This is a genomic window from Acinetobacter lwoffii (genome assembly GCF_052078135.1).
Classification (GTDB): domain Bacteria; phylum Pseudomonadota; class Gammaproteobacteria; order Pseudomonadales; family Moraxellaceae; genus Acinetobacter; species Acinetobacter lwoffii_Z.
Genome location: NZ_JBQGUZ010000001.1, coordinates 104,027 through 123,916, shown reverse-complemented (window position 1 = coordinate 123,916; position 19,890 = coordinate 104,027). Strand labels below are relative to the sequence as shown.

General features: G+C 45.6%; 18 protein-coding genes. 6 read left to right on the top strand and 12 right to left on the bottom strand.

Features of this window, described 5'->3' with window-relative positions:
• Window positions 1-26 precede the first annotated feature (26 nt).
• Window positions 27-833: an enoyl-ACP reductase FabI gene (locus ACTL4S_RS00565; RefSeq protein ID WP_180181437.1), complete on the top strand. Its 807-nt coding sequence runs from the start codon at window positions 27-29 to the stop codon at window positions 831-833.
• 164 nt (window positions 834-997) lie between these two features.
• Here ACTL4S_RS00565 and secB read toward each other — a convergent pair whose 3' ends face one another.
• From secB to rsgA, 4 genes are all read right to left on the bottom strand, one after another.
• Window positions 998-1,456 carry a protein-export chaperone SecB gene (gene secB, locus ACTL4S_RS00560; protein WP_441298535.1) on the bottom strand — a complete coding sequence of 153 codons (459 nt, stop codon included), beginning with the start codon at window positions 1,454-1,456 and terminating at the stop codon, window positions 998-1,000.
• Between the two features lie 38 nt (window positions 1,457-1,494).
• Window positions 1,495-1,749 carry a glutaredoxin 3 gene (grxC, locus tag ACTL4S_RS00555; protein WP_004278388.1) on the bottom strand — a complete coding sequence of 85 codons (255 nt, stop codon included), beginning with the start codon at window positions 1,747-1,749 and terminating at the stop codon, window positions 1,495-1,497.
• 21 nt (window positions 1,750-1,770) lie between these two features.
• Window positions 1,771-2,178 (bottom strand): rhodanese-like domain-containing protein, encoded by a 408-nt coding sequence (locus ACTL4S_RS00550; RefSeq protein WP_004278386.1) that lies wholly within the window; start codon window positions 2,176-2,178, stop codon window positions 1,771-1,773.
• Between the two features lie 93 nt (window positions 2,179-2,271).
• On the bottom strand, window positions 2,272-3,330 hold the full coding sequence (gene rsgA, locus ACTL4S_RS00545) for a ribosome small subunit-dependent GTPase A (protein WP_441298534.1): 1,059 nt from the start codon (window positions 3,328-3,330) through the stop codon (window positions 2,272-2,274).
• 125 nt (window positions 3,331-3,455) lie between these two features.
• Between rsgA and orn the strand changes: the two genes are divergently transcribed.
• The gene (gene orn, locus ACTL4S_RS00540; RefSeq protein WP_005107901.1) at window positions 3,456-4,013 is read left to right on the top strand and encodes an oligoribonuclease; all 558 of its coding nucleotides are present in this window, start codon (window positions 3,456-3,458) and stop codon (window positions 4,011-4,013) included.
• Between the two features lie 41 nt (window positions 4,014-4,054).
• Here the strand turns inward: orn and ACTL4S_RS00535 are convergent, their stop codons facing one another.
• Complete coding sequence (locus ACTL4S_RS00535; protein WP_005107898.1) at window positions 4,055-4,300, bottom strand: hypothetical protein; 246 nt, start codon at window positions 4,298-4,300, stop codon at window positions 4,055-4,057.
• A 182-nt stretch (window positions 4,301-4,482) separates the two neighbouring features.
• On the opposite strand from ACTL4S_RS00535, the gene ACTL4S_RS00530 reads away from it, so the two are divergent.
• Window positions 4,483-5,253 carry a tRNA threonylcarbamoyladenosine dehydratase gene (locus ACTL4S_RS00530; RefSeq protein ID WP_129716334.1) on the top strand — a complete coding sequence of 257 codons (771 nt, stop codon included), beginning with the start codon at window positions 4,483-4,485 and terminating at the stop codon, window positions 5,251-5,253.
• Window positions 5,254-5,350: 97 nt separating this feature from the next.
• On the top strand, window positions 5,351-7,186 hold the full coding sequence (locus tag ACTL4S_RS00525; RefSeq protein ID WP_441298533.1) for a tetratricopeptide repeat protein: 1,836 nt from the start codon (window positions 5,351-5,353) through the stop codon (window positions 7,184-7,186).
• 67 nt (window positions 7,187-7,253) lie between these two features.
• Here the strand turns inward: ACTL4S_RS00525 and ACTL4S_RS00520 are convergent, their stop codons facing one another.
• The 7 genes from ACTL4S_RS00520 to ACTL4S_RS00490 all read right to left on the bottom strand — a co-directional run bounded on the left by ACTL4S_RS00520 (window position 7,254) and on the right by ACTL4S_RS00490 (window position 16,983).
• Window positions 7,254-8,672, bottom strand: a complete 1,419-nt coding sequence (locus ACTL4S_RS00520) for an efflux transporter outer membrane subunit (protein WP_114542004.1) — start codon at window positions 8,670-8,672, stop codon at window positions 7,254-7,256.
• Window positions 8,673-8,682: 10 nt separating this feature from the next.
• Window positions 8,683-10,659 (bottom strand): MacB family efflux pump subunit, encoded by a 1,977-nt coding sequence (locus tag ACTL4S_RS00515; RefSeq protein ID WP_311204267.1) that lies wholly within the window; start codon window positions 10,657-10,659, stop codon window positions 8,683-8,685.
• A 2-nt stretch (window positions 10,660-10,661) separates the two neighbouring features.
• The gene (locus ACTL4S_RS00510; RefSeq protein WP_441298532.1) at window positions 10,662-12,023 is read right to left on the bottom strand and encodes a MacA family efflux pump subunit; all 1,362 of its coding nucleotides are present in this window, start codon (window positions 12,021-12,023) and stop codon (window positions 10,662-10,664) included.
• Between the two features lie 124 nt (window positions 12,024-12,147).
• The gene (holA, locus tag ACTL4S_RS00505; RefSeq protein WP_311204268.1) at window positions 12,148-13,134 is read right to left on the bottom strand and encodes a DNA polymerase III subunit delta; all 987 of its coding nucleotides are present in this window, start codon (window positions 13,132-13,134) and stop codon (window positions 12,148-12,150) included.
• 9 nt (window positions 13,135-13,143) lie between these two features.
• Window positions 13,144-13,677, bottom strand: a complete 534-nt coding sequence (locus ACTL4S_RS00500; RefSeq protein ID WP_312326683.1) for an LPS-assembly lipoprotein LptE — start codon at window positions 13,675-13,677, stop codon at window positions 13,144-13,146.
• Between the two features lie 207 nt (window positions 13,678-13,884).
• On the bottom strand, window positions 13,885-16,506 hold the full coding sequence (leuS, locus tag ACTL4S_RS00495) for a leucine--tRNA ligase (RefSeq protein ID WP_441298531.1): 2,622 nt from the start codon (window positions 16,504-16,506) through the stop codon (window positions 13,885-13,887).
• A 123-nt stretch (window positions 16,507-16,629) separates the two neighbouring features.
• Window positions 16,630-16,983 (bottom strand): DUF4124 domain-containing protein, encoded by a 354-nt coding sequence (locus tag ACTL4S_RS00490; protein ID WP_005250747.1) that lies wholly within the window; start codon window positions 16,981-16,983, stop codon window positions 16,630-16,632.
• A gap of 686 nt (window positions 16,984-17,669) precedes the next feature.
• Here ACTL4S_RS00490 and ACTL4S_RS00485 point away from each other — a divergent pair.
• A complete protein-coding gene (locus ACTL4S_RS00485; protein ID WP_441298530.1) occupies window positions 17,670-19,397 on the top strand; it encodes an acetolactate synthase 3 large subunit in 1,728 nt (575 codons plus the stop codon).
• Entirely contained in the window at window positions 19,394-19,885 is a 492-nt protein-coding gene (gene ilvN, locus ACTL4S_RS00480; protein WP_004278369.1) for an acetolactate synthase small subunit, read from the top strand. Before ACTL4S_RS00485 ends, ilvN begins: the two co-directional genes overlap by 4 nt.
• Window positions 19,886-19,890 lie beyond the last annotated feature (5 nt).

Here is a 19,890-nt window from a genome sequence, read left to right as displayed (position 1 = left end):
TATACATTTTTTTAGGTGAGATTCACATGGCACAAGGACTTTTGGCGGGTAAGCGCTTCTTGATCGCGGGCATTGCGAGTAAATTATCGATTGCTTTTGGTATTGCTCAAGCATTGCATCGTGAAGGTGCTGAATTGGCTTTTACTTATCCAAATGAAAAGCTGAAAAAGCGGGTAGATGACTTTGCTGAACAGTTTGGTTCGAAACTGGTTTTTCCTTGTGATGTGGCAGTAGATGCTGAAATTGACTATGCATTTGCTGAACTGGCCAAACACTGGGATGGTCTGGACGGCGTAGTGCATTCTATCGGTTTTGCACCGGCACATACGCTGGATGGTGACTTCACCGAAATCACGGATCGTGAAGGTTTTAATATTGCGCATGACATCAGTGCCTATAGCTTTATCGCAATGGCACGCGCGGCAAAACCTTTGCTACAAGTCCGTCAAGGTTGTTTGCTAACATTAACCTACCAAGGTTCTGAGCGTGTAATGCCAAACTATAACGTGATGGGTATGGCCAAAGCCTCTTTAGAAGCTGGCGTACGTTATTTGGCGTCTAGCTTGGGTCAGGAAGGTATTCGCGTGAATGCGATCTCTGCGGGTCCAATCCGTACTTTGGCAGCTTCCGGTATTAAATCATTCCGTAAAATGCTTGACCTGAATGAGAAAGTTGCACCATTAAAACGTAATGTGACAATTGAAGATGTCGGTAATGCCGCATTATTCCTGTGCTCGCCATGGGCTAACGGAATCACTGGTGAAATCCTGTATGTTGATGCCGGCTTTAACACTGTTGGGATGAGCGCTGATTTGATGGCGGATGCAGAGTAAAACCCTACTTTTCACCTTCTTCCTTTGGGAGAAGGCCGGGATGAGGGGATTTTTATTTACCTCTCCCCCTTGCGAAACAGCGTTTCTCATCTTCTGTGAGGAGAGGGAAGTTACCAATAAAAAAGACCGCATAAGCGGTCTTTTTTAGATTTGAAGGACAGCGATTAAGCTTGACCATCCACAGCGGCGGTTTGCGCACGTTGCATATTGGCTTCAAATTCAGCATCGAAGTTGATTGGAGTCAATAGCAATTGTGGGAAGCTACCTTTAGTCACCATATCATTCACTGCTTCACGTAGGAACGGGAACAGGATGTTCGGGCAGTATGCGCCTAGGATGTATGGAAGACGCTCTTCTTCAACGCCATCCACCAGGAAAATACCAGCTTGAGTGACATCAACGATAAACGCGGTATCACCTTCGTTGGTCGCTTGAACCACGACTTTCAAAGCTACTTCAAAATGAGTTTCATCAATTTTTTCTGCAGAAGAAGAAAGATTGATGTTTAACTCAGGTTGCCATTGCTTGGTAAAAACTTGCGCCCCAGGAACTTCAAAAGAAATATCTTTGGTGTAAATACGCTCTAATGCCAATTGTGCTTGAGCTTGTTGTTCTTCACTCATTTTTTGATCCTTAATATGAAGTGATAATTTTAGTAAGGTTAAGCCAGCAATTCATCAAGTTTGCCTTCACGCTCTAAAGCATAAAGTTGGTCAAAACCACCGATGAACTGATCATTAATAAAAATTTGTGGCACGGTACGGTGATTGGTACGCTGCATCAATTCAAGACGTACTTCAGGCGCTTCTTGAGACAAGTTAATCTCTTTATATGCCACACCCTTACGTTCCAGTAGCTGTTTTGCACGCACGCAATAAGGACACACTGTCGTCGAGTAAATAGTAACTTCAGCCATGATCAATCTCCTGTTCGTGGATTATTTGCTTTTCACCAAAGGTAAACCTTGAGCTTTCCAGTTGCTGACGCCGCCATCAAGACGGTAGGCATCGGCATGACCAACCTGCTGTAATGCAGTACCAGCCACCTGTCCAAGGTTACAAATGAACACCAAAGGGCGATCAGATGCTTTCAGCTCTTCAACATGTTTTGTAATCTGGCTATATGGAATATTACGGCTGCCGCTGATATGACCTTCACGGAAGTCTTTGGCATCACGTAAATCAATCAGCATGGCATTTTTTGCTTTGACTAAAATTCCCAGCGATTGCGGAGAAATTTTGCGACCGTTACGTTGACCTTCGATAATGAAGAACAAAACCACTAATACCGCGAGTGTTCCAAATAAGAAGGGGTGATTCCCCATAAACTCGAACCAACGTTCCACAATTCACCTAATTACAATTTTAAAATTGCCAAGAGTATAGCTCATAAATATGGTGATCAAAATCACCGCTTCAAGGGCCAAGGGTTAAGAAAATTAATTTTTTTGCTGTGCTTCAGTGATTTCGTCGATTAAACGTAAATAGCTGTCCAGTCGGCGCGGTAAAATTTCACCTGCGGCAACAGCCTGACGCAAAGCACATTGTTTTTCATGCTTATGGGTACAGTTACGGAACTGACAATGGCCGAGCAGGTTTTCAATTTCAGGAAAGCCGCTTTGTACCTTATCTAAAGTCAGATGCCACAGGCCAAATTCACGAATTCCTGGAGAGTCAATCAGGGCGGCACCTTCACCAAAACCGATCAAGCGCGTTGATGTCGTAGTGTGCTGACCAAGTGCCGAGTTTTCCGAAATAATATTGGTTTTCTGTGCGGCATCCGGCACGATCGCATTAATCAGCGTGCTTTTACCCACACCAGATTGACCGACGAAAGCCACCGTTTCATTTTCCAGACGATTAGACAGTGCAGTCAGGTCGCCATCGGATTGGGTCTGCATCACTTCATAACCGAGATCTTGATATTCTTGCAGCAGAGTCAGAATCGGATCGTTTTCTTTTAACAAATCGGCTTTATTCATCACCAGCAATGCAGGAATATCGGCATCGGCACAGGCCACCAGATAACGGTCGATCAGGCCCGGCGCTGGCTCAGGCAATGGTGCAAACACGATCACAATCAGTGAAATGTTGGCCGCTACCGGTTTAACCTTGTGATAGCGGTCGGGGCGTGTCAATAAGGATTTTCGGGGATGAATCGCGGTGATAATTCCTAAACCGGTATTCGGATCGGCTTGCCATTTGACCCGGTCACCCGTGACCAATAAATCCAGATTGGTTCGAGTATGACAGCGCCAGACGCTGTCCAGTTCAATCTCTTTCCAGAAAGGTTCAGGCTCACCATCGGCGACCACAGGTTTTTCAGGGTGAATGTCAGGGCGAGACAAAGCTTGCACTTCAAGTTGGCGGCCATAATGTTGCACCACTAAACCTTCAAGATCACTGGAGGTATCGAGATCTTCTTGACGTGTTTTCTGTTGTTTCTGAATGCGGCGCTGTTGTTGCTCTGTCAGACGACGCTTACGTATTAAGGCCATTCATATCCTAAAAAAACCGGGTAAATCAGATGGCAAAAATAGCATGAAGCAGCCCCCGAATGACACCCAAGATGTAATTAATTTGCTACTATAGTTGTTTTTAAACCCAATAAGATTGCACATTTATGAGCAGCACCGCTGATACCCGCCTGATTTGGATTGACCTTGAAATGACAGGTCTAGACACAGACAATGATCAAATTATTGAAATTGCAACAATTGTAACCGATGACAATTTGAATATTTTGGCAGAAGGTCCTGTGCTTGCGGTACATCAGCCTGCACGTCTGTTAAATGCCATGGATGAGTGGAACACTCGCCAGCATGGCCAGTCTGGTCTGATTGAACGTGTACGTCGCAGTAAACTGACCGCTCAGGATGCCGAACAGCAAACTATTGAATTCCTGAAAAAATGGGTCAATCCAAAATCTTCACCGATGTGTGGTAACTCGATCTGTCAGGATCGCCGTTTCTTGCACCGCCTGATGCCTGAACTGGAGCAGTATTTCCATTACCGTAATCTGGATGTATCTTCAGTGAAAGAACTGGCCAAACGCTGGCGCCCGGAAATCATGAGCGGTCTCAAGAAAAATGCCTCGCATCTGGCGATGGATGACATTCGTGATTCGATTGCGGAATTGAAATACTATCGTGAATATTTTTTCATCATGAATAAAGATTAATTCCGATAGATGAAAAAGAGGCGAAAGCCTCTTTTTTTATTTTACTGAACTGGATTTTTTCTAGTGTAAAACTGCTCCATGCTTTCAAAGCCTACCCACAAGAGTAATAACACAATCAGATGATTCTGTGTTTCATAACGATCGAAAATAACTAAGCCAAATAATCCTAAAGTCATTAAACGAATGAGAATGCTGAGATAATAATTTTTGTTCTTTTGGCTGATCAGAACATAAAAATAAAGCCCGATACAAACAATGTTCAAACCCAAAAGGGTGTTAAATAGCATGACATTCCACTCCTTTTGGCCAAATGACATAGAATTAATTTATTGATATTTTAATCAATCGCGAGTCGGTTGTCGCTCTCATCCAATCTGAATGTCATTTAAATCGATCAAAAATTTAGTGGCGGTAAAGAAAAGCGGATTTTGCTAAAATGATCCGGTATTTTTATTGCTATAGATGACCTATGACTGACCTGCTTCAAGATGATGAATATGACCGCCGTTTTGCTGGTGTTGCCAAAATTTATGGAGAAGACAGCTTTAACCATTATGAAAAAAGTCATGTGATGGTGATTGGCATCGGTGGTGTCGGTTCATGGGCAGTAGAAGCTCTGGCACGTAGCGGAATTGGCGAACTGACCTTGGTCGATATGGATGTGGTGGCGGCATCAAATATCAACCGCCAGTTACCTGCCATGAGTACCACCTTGGGTCATGAAAAAATTGAAGTTATGGCCGAGCGGTGTCGTGCAATTAATCCACGGATTAAAATCAATCTAATTGATGATTATCTGACGCCTGAGAATATCAAAGAAATTTTAGCTCCGACACCGGATCTGATTTTAGATTGCATCGATGATGTCAAAGCCAAATTTGCCCTGATGCTACATTGTCGCTTTAACAAGATTCCTTTAATTGTATCGGGCGGGGCAGGTGGCAAACTGGATCCACTGAAAATTCGTGTTGCAGATTTATCTAAAACCGAACAGGACCCGATGCTGGCCAAATTACGTGTCCAGTTACGTGCTAAAGGCATCTGTAAAAAGCCCAAAGAAAAATTCGGTATTACCTGTGTCTATTCCATCGATAATCCATTTTCGAGTGCCGATGTCTGCGCCAGTGCCGGCTTACGCTGTGGTGGTTATGGCTCTGCCGTGGTGGTGACTTCAAGCTTTGCCATGGTCGCCGTGGCAGAAGGCTTGAAAAAGCTCGATAGTAAAAGAGCAAAAGCCTGATTTAAAAATAAAAAGCACAATCTATGTGCTTTTTTTAAACTGGCGTTTAGAATGAAAGGATTCATTTGCAGAACAAAAATAATGTTTTGGAGCAGCTATGTGGTTCTTGCTGGTACTGATTTTGGGGATAGGGGCGTTGGCGATCTGGATGTGGAAACGTCCGGATCCGGTGAAACGTGATCAGGCGAAGGCTGTACAACATGATTTATGGATTGAGCAGATTGATGCTCAACTGAAACACGCAGCACGTTTGAGTTCAGATCCGGAATATCCGAATTATGAACGTGCCTATCAGATTTATCAGGGGCTGGCCCAGCAACAGGAAATCCCACAAGCCTATGTAGGCATGGGTCTGATGCATCTGCAAGGTCTGGGACATGAGCAAAATACTGAAAAAGCCATTAGCTACCTAGACAAAGCCTTTCGCTTGGGCAGTGATGAAGCGGCTTATCATTTGGGGCAGATTCATGAAGGGGAGGCGTATCAACAGGCTGACCCGGAAAAAGCCCTGTACTGGTACCGACATGCCGTAGCACGTGGCAATCTGGATGCCCAGTATCGCATCACTGAACTTTCTTCTACCGAAGGCCAGCCTCAAAACGAGATGACTGCAGAAAAACAGCGTCTGGCATTATTAATTCAAAATGCCGGGCAGGGTCATGCCAATTCGCAGTATCAGTTGGCTCAGTATTATTTGGCAGATTCAACAACCCAAGATTTAGTGCAAGGAATTCATTATCTGTTTCTGGCGGCACAACAAGATCATTTGGCCGCTAATCAGCAGATCGCCGATGATTATGGGCATGGACAGATTCTCCCCCAAGACCTGATGCAATCGCTGCAATTTATTAAACGCTGTATCAGTCTCGGTGACCAGAAAGGTCTCTATGATTATTATGCCGGTGTGTTACAAGGCCGTATCGATACCGACCAGCGTCAACGCGTGTTCCAGCATTTATTGCAGCAGTCCAAAGAGCATGCCGATGCACAAGCCAAGACTTTAATCGGGCTGGCTTATTTTCATGGCTGGTATGTTGATAAAAATGAAACCATGGCATTTCGTTACTGGTCGGAAGCGGCCAACAGTCAGCATGCGCCTGCATTATGCATGATTGCTGCGCTGTATTTTGAGCAGCACCTGGTGGCCAACGAACCGCAAAAAGCATTTGAGTTATATCAGGCTGCCTATCAGCTTAGTCCTGATGATGTGTCTGCACAGATGGGGCTAGCGCTGTGTTATTTAAATGGTGTCGGTACAGTAAAAGACATTGCCAAAGCCACACAAATGATTCAGAGCGCGGCACAGCAGTATTGGCTGATTGAAGCTCAATCTGAAGCGGATTTAATTTATAGCGTCGGCCGGTTTTATAGTCTAGCTGAATATCCTTTACCGACACGTGACAAAGCTATCCAGTATCTGAATCAGGCGGTTGCGAAAGGTTCGAAAGAGGCGGCATGGTTCCTGTACCAAGCTCTGTCAGGCATTTATCCTGTCTTTGTGAACAATTTAGAGCTAGCAAATCGTTATCTGCATCAGGCTGCGCAATTGGGTCATGCCCAAGCACAGGCAGAATTGGGCTTGAAATATCTTAAAGGCCAACAGATTGCGCAGGATATTGCCTTAGGCTTGAGCTATCTGCAAAAAGCAGCCGCTCAGCAGAATGGTGTAGCACTGAATGCTCTGGGTGAAGCATATGAACAGGGTCAAGGTGTTGAGAGCAATATTGAGCAAGCCGTACAGTATTATCAGCAGGCGGCAGCGCAGGTAAATGCGGATGCTTATAGCCATCTTGGACGTTTATATACCAAGGGAATTGGCGTGGAGCGTGATATCAGAATCGCACGGGACTGGCTGGAAAAAGGCAGTTTACTCGGACATGAGCGATCCACTGAATTATTGAAAAATGTGAATGCGTATTTGCAAATGAAATAAACTGACTCAAATCATATGAGCTAAAAAGCCGCTGTCTGACAGCGGTTTTTTTATGGATCAAGCTTTGTTAAGGTAATTGTTTAATCGGGCTACCACCCAATGCCTGCATCAAGGTGACATAAGCATTGTACTGGTTCTGTCTGGTTTGCACCAAAGATAGCCGCGCATTGCGCGTAGTTTCCTGTGCATCCAGCAGGTTTTTCAACGCCACCGCACCATTACGATAACGCACTTCAGTCAAGCGTTCAGTTCTTTCTGTCAGCTCAACATTGCGTTGCTGTAATGCAACCTGCTTAGTGAGCTCAGTACGATTCGACAAGGCATTTTCCACATCGGCAAAGGCTTCGTACATGGTCTGGCGATACTGGATAATGGCTTTTTCATATTCCAGCTCATTGACTTGCAGATCACGTTTCATGTCATTCCATTGCAGGAAAGGCAAGGTCAGACCTGCACCTAAAGTTGCAACCGGATTTTTCAGTGCATTCGAGAGGGACGTACTGCTGCCAATACCGGTGGTCAGATTGCCGGTCAAACTAATGGATGGATAGTAGCTGGCTTTGTTGGCATCTTTATTAGCTAGTGCCTTACGCAAGCGCAGTTCAGTCGCTCGAAGGTCAGGACGACGTGACAATAAACTCGCCGGTAAGTCAGCCTGAATACTCGGCAATTGAATATTCGGTAAACGGCTTGGCTCTTGAATCGCGAGCTGTTGAACCGGCATGTGCAGCAATACCGCGAGTCCGGTACGTGTTTCCACACGTTGTTGTTCAATCTGGCTTAAGGTTGCCTGTTGGCTTTGAATCGCCTGTTCCGCCTGGGTTAAATCCAGACCGGATACTGCGCCGGCACGATATTGCACTCGCACCAGATCATAGGTTTTTTGCGCGGTCGCCAGATTTTGCTGTACCACGCTATAACGTTCATTCAGATAAGCCAGTTGCCAATAGAGTTGCGCTGTGGTGCCGATCAGGCTCTGAGCAGTTGCCTGCAAGTCTTCTTCAGAGGCTAAGGCCTCCCAGCGAGCGGCTTCGGTTTGATTGGCCAGTTTGCCAAACAGATCCAGTTCATAGCTTAAGCCCGGATAACCCAGTGAAAGACCCGTCGAAGAATCGCCGCCACCATCTAGGCTAAAACGATGGCCCGTTGAAATTCTTGCATCACCGACGCGAACGCCTTGCTGACTTTGAGCTTGTCTGGCTTGAATACGGGCCTGTTGTAAACTGATGCCGGCCACTGCCAGATCGGTATTCTGCGCCAATACTTCATTCACCAAATTATTTAATTGCGGATCTTTAAATAAAGTCCACCATTGATCTGCCAAAATATCAGCATGAATCTGCTGACTAAGCACCTTATTGTTTTGAAAGCTACCCGGCATATTGATCGCAGGCTGTTCATAGGGGGTTTTCACCACTGCGGCACAACCGACCAGCGAGCTTCCCAGCAACAGGGCACTGGCAAGCTTGGTTAAATTCATTTGCATATCAGATTCCTTATTCGCGAGAGAGCGCATCGACTGGATTCAGACGAGCAGCGTTACGTGCCGGGATAAAGCCAAACACCATCCCGATCAGGCTTGAGCAGACAAAGGCCGCTACAATCGAAGTGGTTGAATACGCCATCTGGAAAGTACCGCCGGCAAAATGGGTAATTAATTGGCCAATCCCGAGAGAAAGCAGCACACCCAAAATACCACCCAAGATACAGACCAGAACGGCTTCAATCAGGAATTGCTGCAAAATATCACTTTGACGGGCACCCACCGCCATACGCACACCAATTTCCTGAGTACGTTCGGTTACCGATACCAGCATGATGTTCATGACCCCAATTCCGCCGACCACCAGTGAAATTACCGCAATTGCTGAAATCAGCAGAGTCATGGTCGCCGTGGTTTGCTGAATGGTTTCACGAATACTGTCGGCATTCTGGGTAAACACATCCTGCGCGCCATGTCGCTGTACCAGCAGATTCAGAATCGCATTTTCAGCCGCCGCACTTGGGTATTCATCCTTAATCCGCACAATGATGCTACGCACATTGGATTGCCCCAGCATACGGCTCATGACGGTGGAATACGGCAGATAGACATTCAGGCTGTCATTATTGCCCATCATGCCTTTTTGCGCGTCAATCACCCCGATAATCCGGCTCGGTACGCTCCCGAGTAAAATCACCTGACCCACCGGATTGGTGCCATCCTTAAAGAAGGTATTTTTGGTATTGGTGTCAATGACGACATCTTGCGCCTGTTGCATGACACTACTGCGGTCAAAAGGCTGACCGGACTGGAAAGTCATGCCACGCACGTAGAAGAAATCTTCACTGACGCCGTTGACCGTAGTTGAAGCTTCAATTTCTTTATAACGGCCGGTGACACTGCTATTCACCGATGGGCTGACGCCATCGACATACGGTTGTTCAGCTAGCGCATCGGCATCGGCCGGAATCAGGGTTTTGGACTGTGAAGATCTGGAATTATCCCCAAAGCCTCGACCCTGAAATACGGTAATGGTATTGGTCCCCAGACTGCTGATATTTTCCAGAATCTGCTTTTGTGAGCCATTACCGAGTGCCACCACCGAGACCACCGAAGCAATACCGATAATGATTCCGAGCATGGTGAGGAAAGTCCGCATGCGATGTGCATTCATGGCCAGCAAGGCCATCCGGAAGGCTTCACCCAGACGGTCAACTGCAGAACGCCATGAAGAAATCTTCTTTTGTTCACTGCGGATCAGCGGCTGTTTTTCCAGATGCTCTTCGACTTCAGGAACATTGGGCTGGTCGGAAATGATATTACCGTCTGAAATCTCGATAATCCGGGTCGCATTTTTCGCTACATTATGATCATGCGTGACCAGAATGATGGTATGACCTTTGGCATTCAGTTCACGCAAAATACGCATCACTTCAATACCGCTGTTCTTGTCCAATGCACCTGTCGGTTCATCGGCCAGAATCACGTCACCGCCATTCATTAGCGCACGGGCAATCGAGACACGTTGCTGCTGACCACCAGAGAGCTGGCTGGGACGGTTCTGGGTTTTTTCACCCAGACCCAGATCAGTCAGAATCTTGACGGCTCGTGCGTGTCGTTCAGATGAATCTGCACCGGCATAAATTGCAGGAACTTCGACATTACCTGCGGCATTTAAATCACCCAGCAGATGATAACGCTGGAAAATAAAGCCGAAATATTCACGGCGTAATTGCGCCAGTTCATCCGCTTCCAGTTCGCGGGTTTCACGACCTTTGACCTTGTAGCTACCGGTAGTTGGTTTGTCCAGACAACCCAGAATGTTCATAAGGGTTGATTTACCCGAACCGGACTGGCCGACAATCGCCACAAGTTCACCCGGATAAATCTCCAGATTCACCCCTTTTAAAATCTGGACCGTACTTTCACCCGCAGGGAATTCACGAACCAGATTTTTCACCTCGAGGAGAGGCTGTTGTTGTGAATTCATGCTTACATTCTCATTGGGCCACGGCTATTGCCACCGCGTTTTGCCGCATCATTGGAGGTATCAGAACCATCGGCAATCACCACCTGATCACCACGTTTTAGACCTTTCAGCACTTGCGCAGTCGCGCGGTTATTCAGACCGATTAGTACAGGGGTTGGTTTTGCAGTGCCATCGGCTTGCAAGACACGAACCATGCCACGCTGTGCTTTACCTTGCTCAATCAGCGCAAGTTCTGCTTCAGATAGGTTTAGACGCGCTGGACGTTCACCGGCAGGGCGGTTGCCTTGAGCCGATTCAGCTTCAGGACGTGATGCCGGGCCGCCTTCACCGCGAGAACCCTCACCGCGCGCTTCACCACGATTGGCACGTGGCGGACGGTTTGAACCTTGAATGGCTGCAGCAGGAATGGTTAGCACATTTTTAGCTTCATCCAGCACGATATAAACTTGCGCCGTCATATCAATACGCAATTTGCCATCTTCATTCGGGACATCGAACAATGCGTTGTAATACACCGCAGAACTTGAAGATGAGCTTGATGTATTGCTATCGGTATTAATTGAATTAGGTGCAGGCTCAACCTGACGCAGTTTGGCGTAAATCTTTTTCTCGTTATTGCCTAACGTGGTGAAATAAACCGTCTGACCTTCTTCAACTTTCATGACATCTGCTTCAGAAATTTCAGCTTTAATAGTCATGGTGTCAAGTTTGGCCAGTTTGACAATGGTCGGCGCACTCTGGTTGGCGTTTACAGTTTGACCTTCTTCGGTCACAATCGCCACAATCGTGCCATCCATCGGTGCCACAATCTGGGTATAGCCAAGATCTTCTTTAGCTGTGGCCAGCGTCAAACGTGACTGTTCAATCTGCGCATTGATGGCGGTGATATCCGCTTGTGCTGTTTTATAGTTCGCAAATGCCGACTCCAGCTCTGAGCGAGAAGTGGCATCCTGTGCATACATGGCTTTCTGACGGTTGTATTCAGCTTCAACTTTGGCCAAATTCGCTTGTCTTACTGCAAGTTGTGCCATCTGATTTTTAATGCTGGCTTCAGCGGTTTTTAAATCATTTTCCTGACGAACGGAGTCAATCCGCGCAATCAGCTGACCTTGCTTGACCTGATCGCCCAGTTCTACATACATTTTTCTGACCTGACCCGAAACCTGCGCCCCCACGCTGACCATCTTGGTCGCTTCCAGAATACCAGTCGCCAGTACAGAGCTTTCGATATCGCCCTGGGTGACTTCAGCCGTAATATATTGCGGAGGCTGTTCTTTGGGTTTGAGGAAGTACCACCCCGCAGCGATGAGCGCAATGGCAATCACGGCGGCCATAATCAATTTCGTCGGTTTTATTTTTGGCATGATCAATATCGGTTCAAAATCAGAGAATTGTGAACGATTATAAAAGCGAAATTAGGATAAATCGTGTATTTTTTTAAACTAATAGGAATGATTATTATTTTATTTTTCGAATTTTGACAAAGACTTAGTGAAATAGGGGCTTGCCACAGATACTGGAAATCGCCTGTAGTACCAAATGCTCCGGATTTTCATGTTCGAGTCCTTTAATTGAGGCATCAATTCTTAATAATAACCCCGGCCAGGCCAGAAAAGTCTGTGGGCTGAGACGGCGCAAGGCTTGTTGATATAACCCGACTTTGGTTTTCCAGATCCCGATTTGCAAGGCATTTTGCGGTTGTTCAAACAGCTGCATCAACAGACGCATTTCCTTGCTGAGACTCCATAAAATCAGGCTCATCGGTTCACCTGAAACGACTAGATACTGAAAAATTTTGATCGACTGGGAAAGATTACCTTGTAGCAGGGCATCGCTCAAATCATAGGTGCTATAACGTGACTGATCTTGTAAACATGCATATAAATGATCAACCTGAATGATATCGACTTCAGCAAAGGTATCGCTAACCCGCATCAGGCTGTTCTTTGCTGCAAGCAGGTTGTGCTCATGATGTTGTTCCAGCCATTGCCAGGCATCATTGGCTAAACGAATGCCGAGTTTTTCAGCTTCAATACCCAGAATCTGCTGCCGGTCTTTTGGATAATTGGCCACCAGCGAAACATTCACACCATTGGCATCAATCAGCTGAAAGAAACTGGATTTCAGGCTATTACTATCCTGTTTGGGCATCACCACCAACAGCAGGTTTTGTTCATTATGCTGCAAATAGTTTTTCAGTAACTTGATTGCGCTGGCATCCGGTTTGATATTGCCATGTACTTCAATCGCCAACTGGGTTGAAAACAGCGACAAGCTGTTCAAGGCATTAAAGACGGTTTTCCAGTCGGCGACCGAACTAATGTCATAGCGTTGACGTTCAATGTCCTGCTTTTGCCAGCTGGCCCGAAAGGCATCAATTAAATTCTGTTCCAGCAAAGGCTCTTGACCATGCAAGACCCAAGCACCGCGAGCTTCATCGACACGTTTCAGGGCTTGCAGATAATCAAGTTTCATAAAGAGGTCTTATTGAGCAGGTTGCACTGAGGTATTTTGTTTGGCTAAGGGTAAGCGGTTCGATGAAATCTGACGCGCGATCTGCTGCGCCACATCATCAATAATGACCTGATTCAGATATTTTTGTTCCTGGTCATCGGTGTTGACCGTTTCAATATCATATTGATACGTACGTGTTGCCACGACAGTGCGTGGTTCAGTGATCGGATTGCCTTGTGCATCTTCAATCCGGAAAGTCACGTTTAAACGTAACAAGGTTTCAACTAGTTTACCGTTCAGTTCCAGACGGCGAGGGGTGTAATCCAGGACACGTAACACATAAGCATTGGGTGCATTACTCAGCTGTACGCCTGCAGCACCGAGGTAAACTGCCAGTTTCTCTTGCAGTTCTTCAGTATTGGGCGGTAAAGACAGGCTCATGACAGAGTAAGCAACAGGGGCGGAGCTCGGATTGGTTCCTTTCAGATGAAAGCCACAGCCGACTAAGCCTGCACTCAGACCACAAGTTAAAACAATTGCTGCTAAATGTTTGCCCAAATGCATGTGTTGCCCTCTATGCTTCCCGAAGGGGAATATTTGAAATCCTGAACTGGATTGTAAAGTCAAAGCCCGTTGGCTGGCAACGGGCTTTGTTTGGGAATTGTGAAATCCTTCAGAAAGTTCCTTCTCCCTCTGGGAGAAGGTTAGGATGAGGGGTTATATATTTACCTCTCCCTAGCCCTCTCCTGAGAGGAGAGGGAACTTAAGGATTTAAACCACCAAATTCACTAATTTATTCGGTACCACAATTTCTTTCTTGGTTGGACCCGTCAAGAATTGCTGAACTTCAGGCAATGCTTTGGCTTGAGCCAAGATGTCATCTTTAGAGGCATCGACTGATACTTCAAGCTTGCCGCGGAGTTTACCGTTGACTTGAACCACGATGGTTTGCGTATTACGTGTCAGCGCAGATTCATCTACCGCAGGGAATAAAGTTGAATTCAATTCAATCCCAAATTCAGCCAATAAAGTCTGGCTTAAATGCGGTGCAAATGGTGCAAGTAAAGTTAACAGCGTGGTAATCGATTCACGTGCGACAGCAACGTCATTGTCATCTTGAGCTTCAAATTTGTTGTTAGCATTTAAAAGTTCCATCAATGCAGCAATGGCAGTGTTAAATGCATGACGACGTTCAATATCATCACCGACTTTTTGGATGGTTTCGTGTGTCTTACGACGCAAGTCTTGTGCAGCCGTAGACAGTGCCGCTTTGTCGATGTTTGATGCACCGTTACCTTTTTCAAGGAAGCCTGTTGCTAAACGCCATACACGTTTCAGGAAGCGGTTTGCACCCTCAACACCGGCATCAGACCATTCAAGTGATTGATCAGGTGGTGCTGCGAACATCATGAACACGCGTGCCGTATCTGCGCCGTACTGGTCAATAATCGATTGCGGGTCGATACCGTTATTTTTCGATTTCGACATTTTTTCCTGACCGCCAACCACAACTTCTTGGCCATCTTCTTTATATTTGGCAGAAAGCACACGGCCTTTTTCGTCTTTTTCAAGTTCGATATCCGCAGGGTTAAACCAGGTTTTCTTGCCAGATTCAGCTTCACGATAGAAGGTATCTGCTAGCACCATACCTTGCGTTAACAAGTTAGTGAATGGTTCATTGCCTTGTACTACGCCTTCATCGCGCATCAATTTGTGGAAGAAACGCGCATATAACAAATGCAGAATCGCGTGTTCAACACCACCGATGTACTGGTTTACAGGCAACCAAGTTTGGCCAGCTTCTGGTTTTACCATGCCACCCGTAAAGTCGGGAGATGCATAACGTGCATAGTACCAAGATGATTCCACGAAGGTATCCAGCGTATCTGTTTCACGACGAGCATCGCCACCGCAGCTTGGGCATGACGTTTTGTAGAATTCAGGCATTTTGTTCAATGGGTTACCTGAACCATCTGGAACAACGTCAGTCGGAAGAACCACAGGAAGCTGCTCTTCAGGTACTGGCACTTGACCACATGATGGACAGTTAATCATTGGAATTGGACAACCCCAATAACGCTGACGAGATACACCCCAGTCACGTAAACGGAATTGAACTTTAGAACTTGCCAGGCCTGTTGGTTCTAATTTAGCAAGAAATGCATCGTATGCACCCTGAAAATCTAAACCGTCAAATTCGCCTGAATTAACCAGTTTACCGTCTTTAGAGCCGTACCATTCTTGCCATTGAGTCGCATCAAAGTCAGCATCATCTGCGCCTTTAGCATCAATCACTTGCTTGATGGTCAAGCTATATTTATTGGCAAATTCGAAGTCACGTTCATCATGTGATGGAACCGCCATCACTGCACCTGAACCATAAGACATCAATACATAGTTGGCGATCCAGACCGGAACTTCTTCACCTGTGACAGGGTGTTTTACAGAAAGACCGGTTGCCATGCCTTTCTTCTCGGCAGTCGCAAGATCCGCTTCTGCCACAGAACCCATACGGCATTCTTCAATGAATGCACCCAATTCTGGGTTTGTTTCAGCCGCTTTCAGCGCCATCGGGTGTTCTGCTGCAACTGCAACATACGTTACGCCCATCAGCGTGTCGGCACGTGTGGTGAAGACTGTTAAACCATCTGCATAAACTTCTGGATTCGCTGAAGGGAAGGTAATGTCCATCCCTTGTGAGCGGCCAATCCAGTTACGTTGCATGGTCAATACTTGTTGTGGCCAACCGTCTTTAAGCGTGTCCAGGTCGTCAAGTAACTCTTGCGCATAATCAGTGATGCGGAAGTAGTACATTGGAATATCACGTTTTTCTACCAATGCACCTGAACGCCAGCCGCGACCATTTTCAACCTGTTCGTTGGCAAGAACAGTCTGATCGACCGGATCCCAGTTCACTGTAGAAAGTTTACGGTAGATCAAACCTTTTTTATAAAGCTGAACAAATAACCATTGTTCCCAGCGATAGTATTCAGGGGTACAGGTCGCAAATTCACGATCCCAATCCACTGCAAGACCGAGTTTTTTCAACTGGTCACGCATGTAAGCGATATTTTCAAATGTCCATTTTGCCGGTGCAACCTGATGCGCAATCGCTGCATTTTCAGCAGGCAGACCAAAAGCATCCCAACCCATCGGTTGCAGGACCGTTTCACCTTTTAAGCGATGGAAACGGCTGATCACGTCACCAATCGTATAGTTACGCACATGACCCATATGCAGCTTGCCACTTGGGTAAGGGAACATCGAGAGAATATAACGACGTGGACCTTCTACTTTGTCGGCAACTTTAAAGGCTTTGCGAGATTCCCAATCCTGTTGGACTTGAGGCTCAATCGCACTGGCTTGATATTCGGAATCAATGTGAGTAGTCATAAACGTATCAGTGAATTACGGTGAAAAAAGTCTGTTGCACAGCATAGCGCAAAATGCACCTAAAAGTGAATTTTGCGCCAGCATTTACCGAAGAAAAAACACGCTGTTCTATATAGAGGTGTCTTATAAAGCAACTGCACGATTTTTAGATTGCTGCAAGGCTTCGTTGGCTTCACGTTGTTGCTGGTCCTGATTCGCAGGAACTTGAGGGGCTTGTTGCTGTTGTTCTTGAGGTGTGTTCTCGGTTTGAACTTCAGTTTCAGTCGTTCTAGATGATGCTGGTGCTGAATTTTTCCAGCCATAGGTATCCACTGTGGTGGCTTTTTTCGCAGATTTCGGTGGTGGCGTCTTGGTATAATGCGTGACACCTTTCGCATCGACCCATTTATGATACTGGATCGCGGAAGCGCTGGTGCTACAGATGCTCAAAACAACTGCGCAACTCAAACTGAAGGCGGTTAAAAAAGATATTTTCATTGTTCTTGGGCCTCGGCTTGCTAGGCATGGAATACTGCAATGATTGTAGTGATATTTTCAGTAAAAGTGATGGATTTTTATCTGCTTTATTCGATGTTAATCGCTTAAACAAACCCACTCTAGCGTATAAGAAATCAGAGATAAATCTTCGTATACAAAATTTATTGATAAACAATTTCCTTTCATTTAATAAAAATTCATTCATTTTTTTTATATAAGACATATTAAAAATTTATAAAATTAAACCATTAACCCTATGAATTTTATTGGATTAGATTAAGAAAGAAGAGAGTCAATGCATGGCTATAAGCTGATATTGCTGTTAAAAACAGCAGATCTAGGCGCTATAAGCGTAGATTGTCTGTTTTTTAAACTTGACTTTAAAGCCTGAAAACACAAGAATGCTGCAATAGTTTTATATGCCTTAGATCGATCACCCTTCGACTAAGTGTCATTTCATGCAATGGGCGATTTCTCTAGCCGAGAAATTGAACAAAGCTAAGCAAAATATGTTTATCCCAACATGTTTTAGATCTCGTATTGCTCGAACAGCGAAGAGATCAGATTTTTTTCCTATTGCTTTGAAAACTATGAAATTTGTGTGCTATAACAGTGCAGACAGTTAACAAATGAAACACTGCAAATGCCTCCCATTTGTGCAGTGAATAATATTAGGGTGAATCACGTTGGAACTTCTATCTGGTGGTGAAATGCTTGTTCGCGCATTAGCGGACGAAGGCGTTGAACATGTTTTTGGATACCCAGGCGGCGCAGTTCTTCATATTTATGATGCGCTATTTCAACAAGACAGAATCAATCATTATCTCGTACGTCACGAACAGGCTGCCGGTCACATGGCCGATGCTTACTCACGCGTGACAGGCAAGACCGGTGTTGTGCTAGTGACTTCAGGTCCGGGTGCAACCAACACGGTAACGCCAATTGCAACGGCCTATATGGACTCAATCCCGATGGTGATTTTGTCAGGTCAGGTTGCGAGTCATCTGATTGGTGAAGATGCATTCCAGGAAACCGATATGGTCGGTATTTCACGTCCAATCGTGAAACATAGTTTCCAGGTGCGTCATGCCAGCGAAATTCCTGCAATTATCAAAAAAGCCTTTTATATTGCGTCTTCAGGTCGTCCAGGTCCTGTAGTGATCGATATTCCAAAGGATGCGACCAATCCTGCAGAAAAATTTGCTTACGAATACCCAGAAAAAGTGAAGATGCGTTCGTATCAACCACCGTTCCGTGGTCACTCAGGTCAAATTCGTAAAGCGATTGAAGAGCTGATTCATGCTAAACGTCCTGTGATTTACTCAGGCGGTGGTGTGGTTCAAGGCAATGCTTCAGCACAATTAACAGAATTGGCGCATTTATTGGATTATCCAGTGACCAACACCTTGATGGGTCTTGGCGCATTCCCGGGTAATGATGAACAGTTCATCGGTATGTTGGGTATGCACGGTACTTATGAAGCTAACATGACCATGCACAATGCAGATGTAATTCTGTGTGTGGGTGCGCGTTTCGATGACCGTGTGACCAACAATCCTGCAAAATTCTGTCCAAATGCTAAAGTCATTCATATAGATATCGACCCAGCGACAATCTCAAAAACCATTATGGCGCACATTCCAATTGTCGGTGCTGTAGAGCCTGTACTGAATGAGATGTTGAACCAGTTGAAACAGCTTAATGTTTCTAAGCCAAATCCTGAAGCGATTGCGGCATGGTGGAAACAGATCAATGAATGGCGCAAGGTTCATGGCGGTCGTTTTGAAGCGGGTGTTGATGGCGTGATGAAGCCACAACAAGTGGTTCAGGCATTGGATAAAGTGACCAATGGCGAAGCGATCATTACTTCTGATGTCGGTCAGCATCAGATGTTTGGTGCGATGTATTACAAATACAAACGTCCACGTCAATGGATCAACTCAGGTGGTCTAGGCACCATGGGTGTAGGCTTGCCGTATGCAATGGCTGCGAAGCTTGCATACCCGGAACAGCAAGTGGTGTGTATCACCGGTGAAGCATCGATTCAGATGTGTATCCAGGAACTGTCGACCTGTAAGCAATATGGCCTGAATGTAAAAATCCTGTGCCTGAATAACCAGTCTTTAGGGATGGTGAAGCAGTGGCAAGATATGAACTATGAAGGACGTCATTCAAGTTCTTATGTAGATTCATTGCCTGATTTTGCCAAACTGATGGAAGCCTATGGTCATGTCGGTATTCAGATTAATCATGCCGATGAGCTAGAGTCGAAGCTTGCAGAAGCGATGGCGATTAACGACAAGTGCGTATTTATTAACGTTATGGTAGATCGTACCGAGCACGTTTATCCGATGTTGATTGCGGGTCAGTCGATGCAGGATATGTGGTTGGCTAAAGGGGAGCGCACGAAATGAGACATATTATCTCTGTACTCGTAGAAAACGAATCAGGCGCGCTTTCCCGTTTAGTGGGTTTGTTCTCACAGCGTGGCTACAATATCGAAACATTGAATGTTGCTCCGACTGAAGATCCAACGCTTTCACGTTTGACATTGACCACTTATGGTGATGATCACAAGATTGAGCAAATTACCAAACAGCTTAACAAGTTGGTTGAAGTGGTGAAAGTGGTTGACCTGTCTGAAGGTGCACATATTGAGCGTGAATTGATGCTGATTAAAGTCAAAGCATTGGGTTCATCGCGTGACGAAATCAAACGTACGGCAGATATTTTCCGTGGTCAGATTGTCGATGTAACACCAACGACCTATACCATTCAAATCGCGGGTACCACTGAAAAAGTGGATGCGTTTATTGATGCACTTGCAGAACACACGATTTTAGAAGTGGTTCGTTCAGGTGTATCAGGTATCGCACGCGGCGAAAAAGTACTCACCATCTAAATTTT

Coding starts and splice junctions, on each gene's coding strand:
- ACTL4S_RS00565 (WP_180181437.1), top strand. CDS start 27: ATGGCACAAGGACTTTTGGCGGGTAAGCGCTTCTTGATCGCGGGCATT.
- secB (WP_441298535.1), bottom strand. CDS start 1,456: ATGAGTGAAGAACAACAAGCTCAAGCACAATTGGCATTAGAGCGTATT.
- grxC (WP_004278388.1), bottom strand. CDS start 1,749: ATGGCTGAAGTTACTATTTACTCGACGACAGTGTGTCCTTATTGCGTG.
- rsgA (WP_441298534.1), bottom strand. CDS start 3,330: ATGGCCTTAATACGTAAGCGTCGTCTGACAGAGCAACAACAGCGCCGC.
- orn (WP_005107901.1), top strand. CDS start 3,456: ATGAGCAGCACCGCTGATACCCGCCTGATTTGGATTGACCTTGAAATG.
- ACTL4S_RS00535 (WP_005107898.1), bottom strand. CDS start 4,300: ATGCTATTTAACACCCTTTTGGGTTTGAACATTGTTTGTATCGGGCTT.
- ACTL4S_RS00530 (WP_129716334.1), top strand. CDS start 4,483: ATGACTGACCTGCTTCAAGATGATGAATATGACCGCCGTTTTGCTGGT.
- ACTL4S_RS00525 (WP_441298533.1), top strand. CDS start 5,351: ATGTGGTTCTTGCTGGTACTGATTTTGGGGATAGGGGCGTTGGCGATC.
- ACTL4S_RS00520 (WP_114542004.1), bottom strand. CDS start 8,672: ATGCAAATGAATTTAACCAAGCTTGCCAGTGCCCTGTTGCTGGGAAGC.
- ACTL4S_RS00515 (WP_311204267.1), bottom strand. CDS start 10,659: ATGAATTCACAACAACAGCCTCTCCTCGAGGTGAAAAATCTGGTTCGT.
- ACTL4S_RS00510 (WP_441298532.1), bottom strand. CDS start 12,023: ATGCCAAAAATAAAACCGACGAAATTGATTATGGCCGCCGTGATTGCC.
- holA (WP_311204268.1), bottom strand. CDS start 13,134: ATGAAACTTGATTATCTGCAAGCCCTGAAACGTGTCGATGAAGCTCGC.
- ACTL4S_RS00500 (WP_312326683.1), bottom strand. CDS start 13,677: ATGCATTTGGGCAAACATTTAGCAGCAATTGTTTTAACTTGTGGTCTG.
- leuS (WP_441298531.1), bottom strand. CDS start 16,506: ATGACTACTCACATTGATTCCGAATATCAAGCCAGTGCGATTGAGCCT.
- ACTL4S_RS00490 (WP_005250747.1), bottom strand. CDS start 16,983: ATGAAAATATCTTTTTTAACCGCCTTCAGTTTGAGTTGCGCAGTTGTT.
- ilvN (WP_004278369.1), top strand. CDS start 19,394: ATGAGACATATTATCTCTGTACTCGTAGAAAACGAATCAGGCGCGCTT.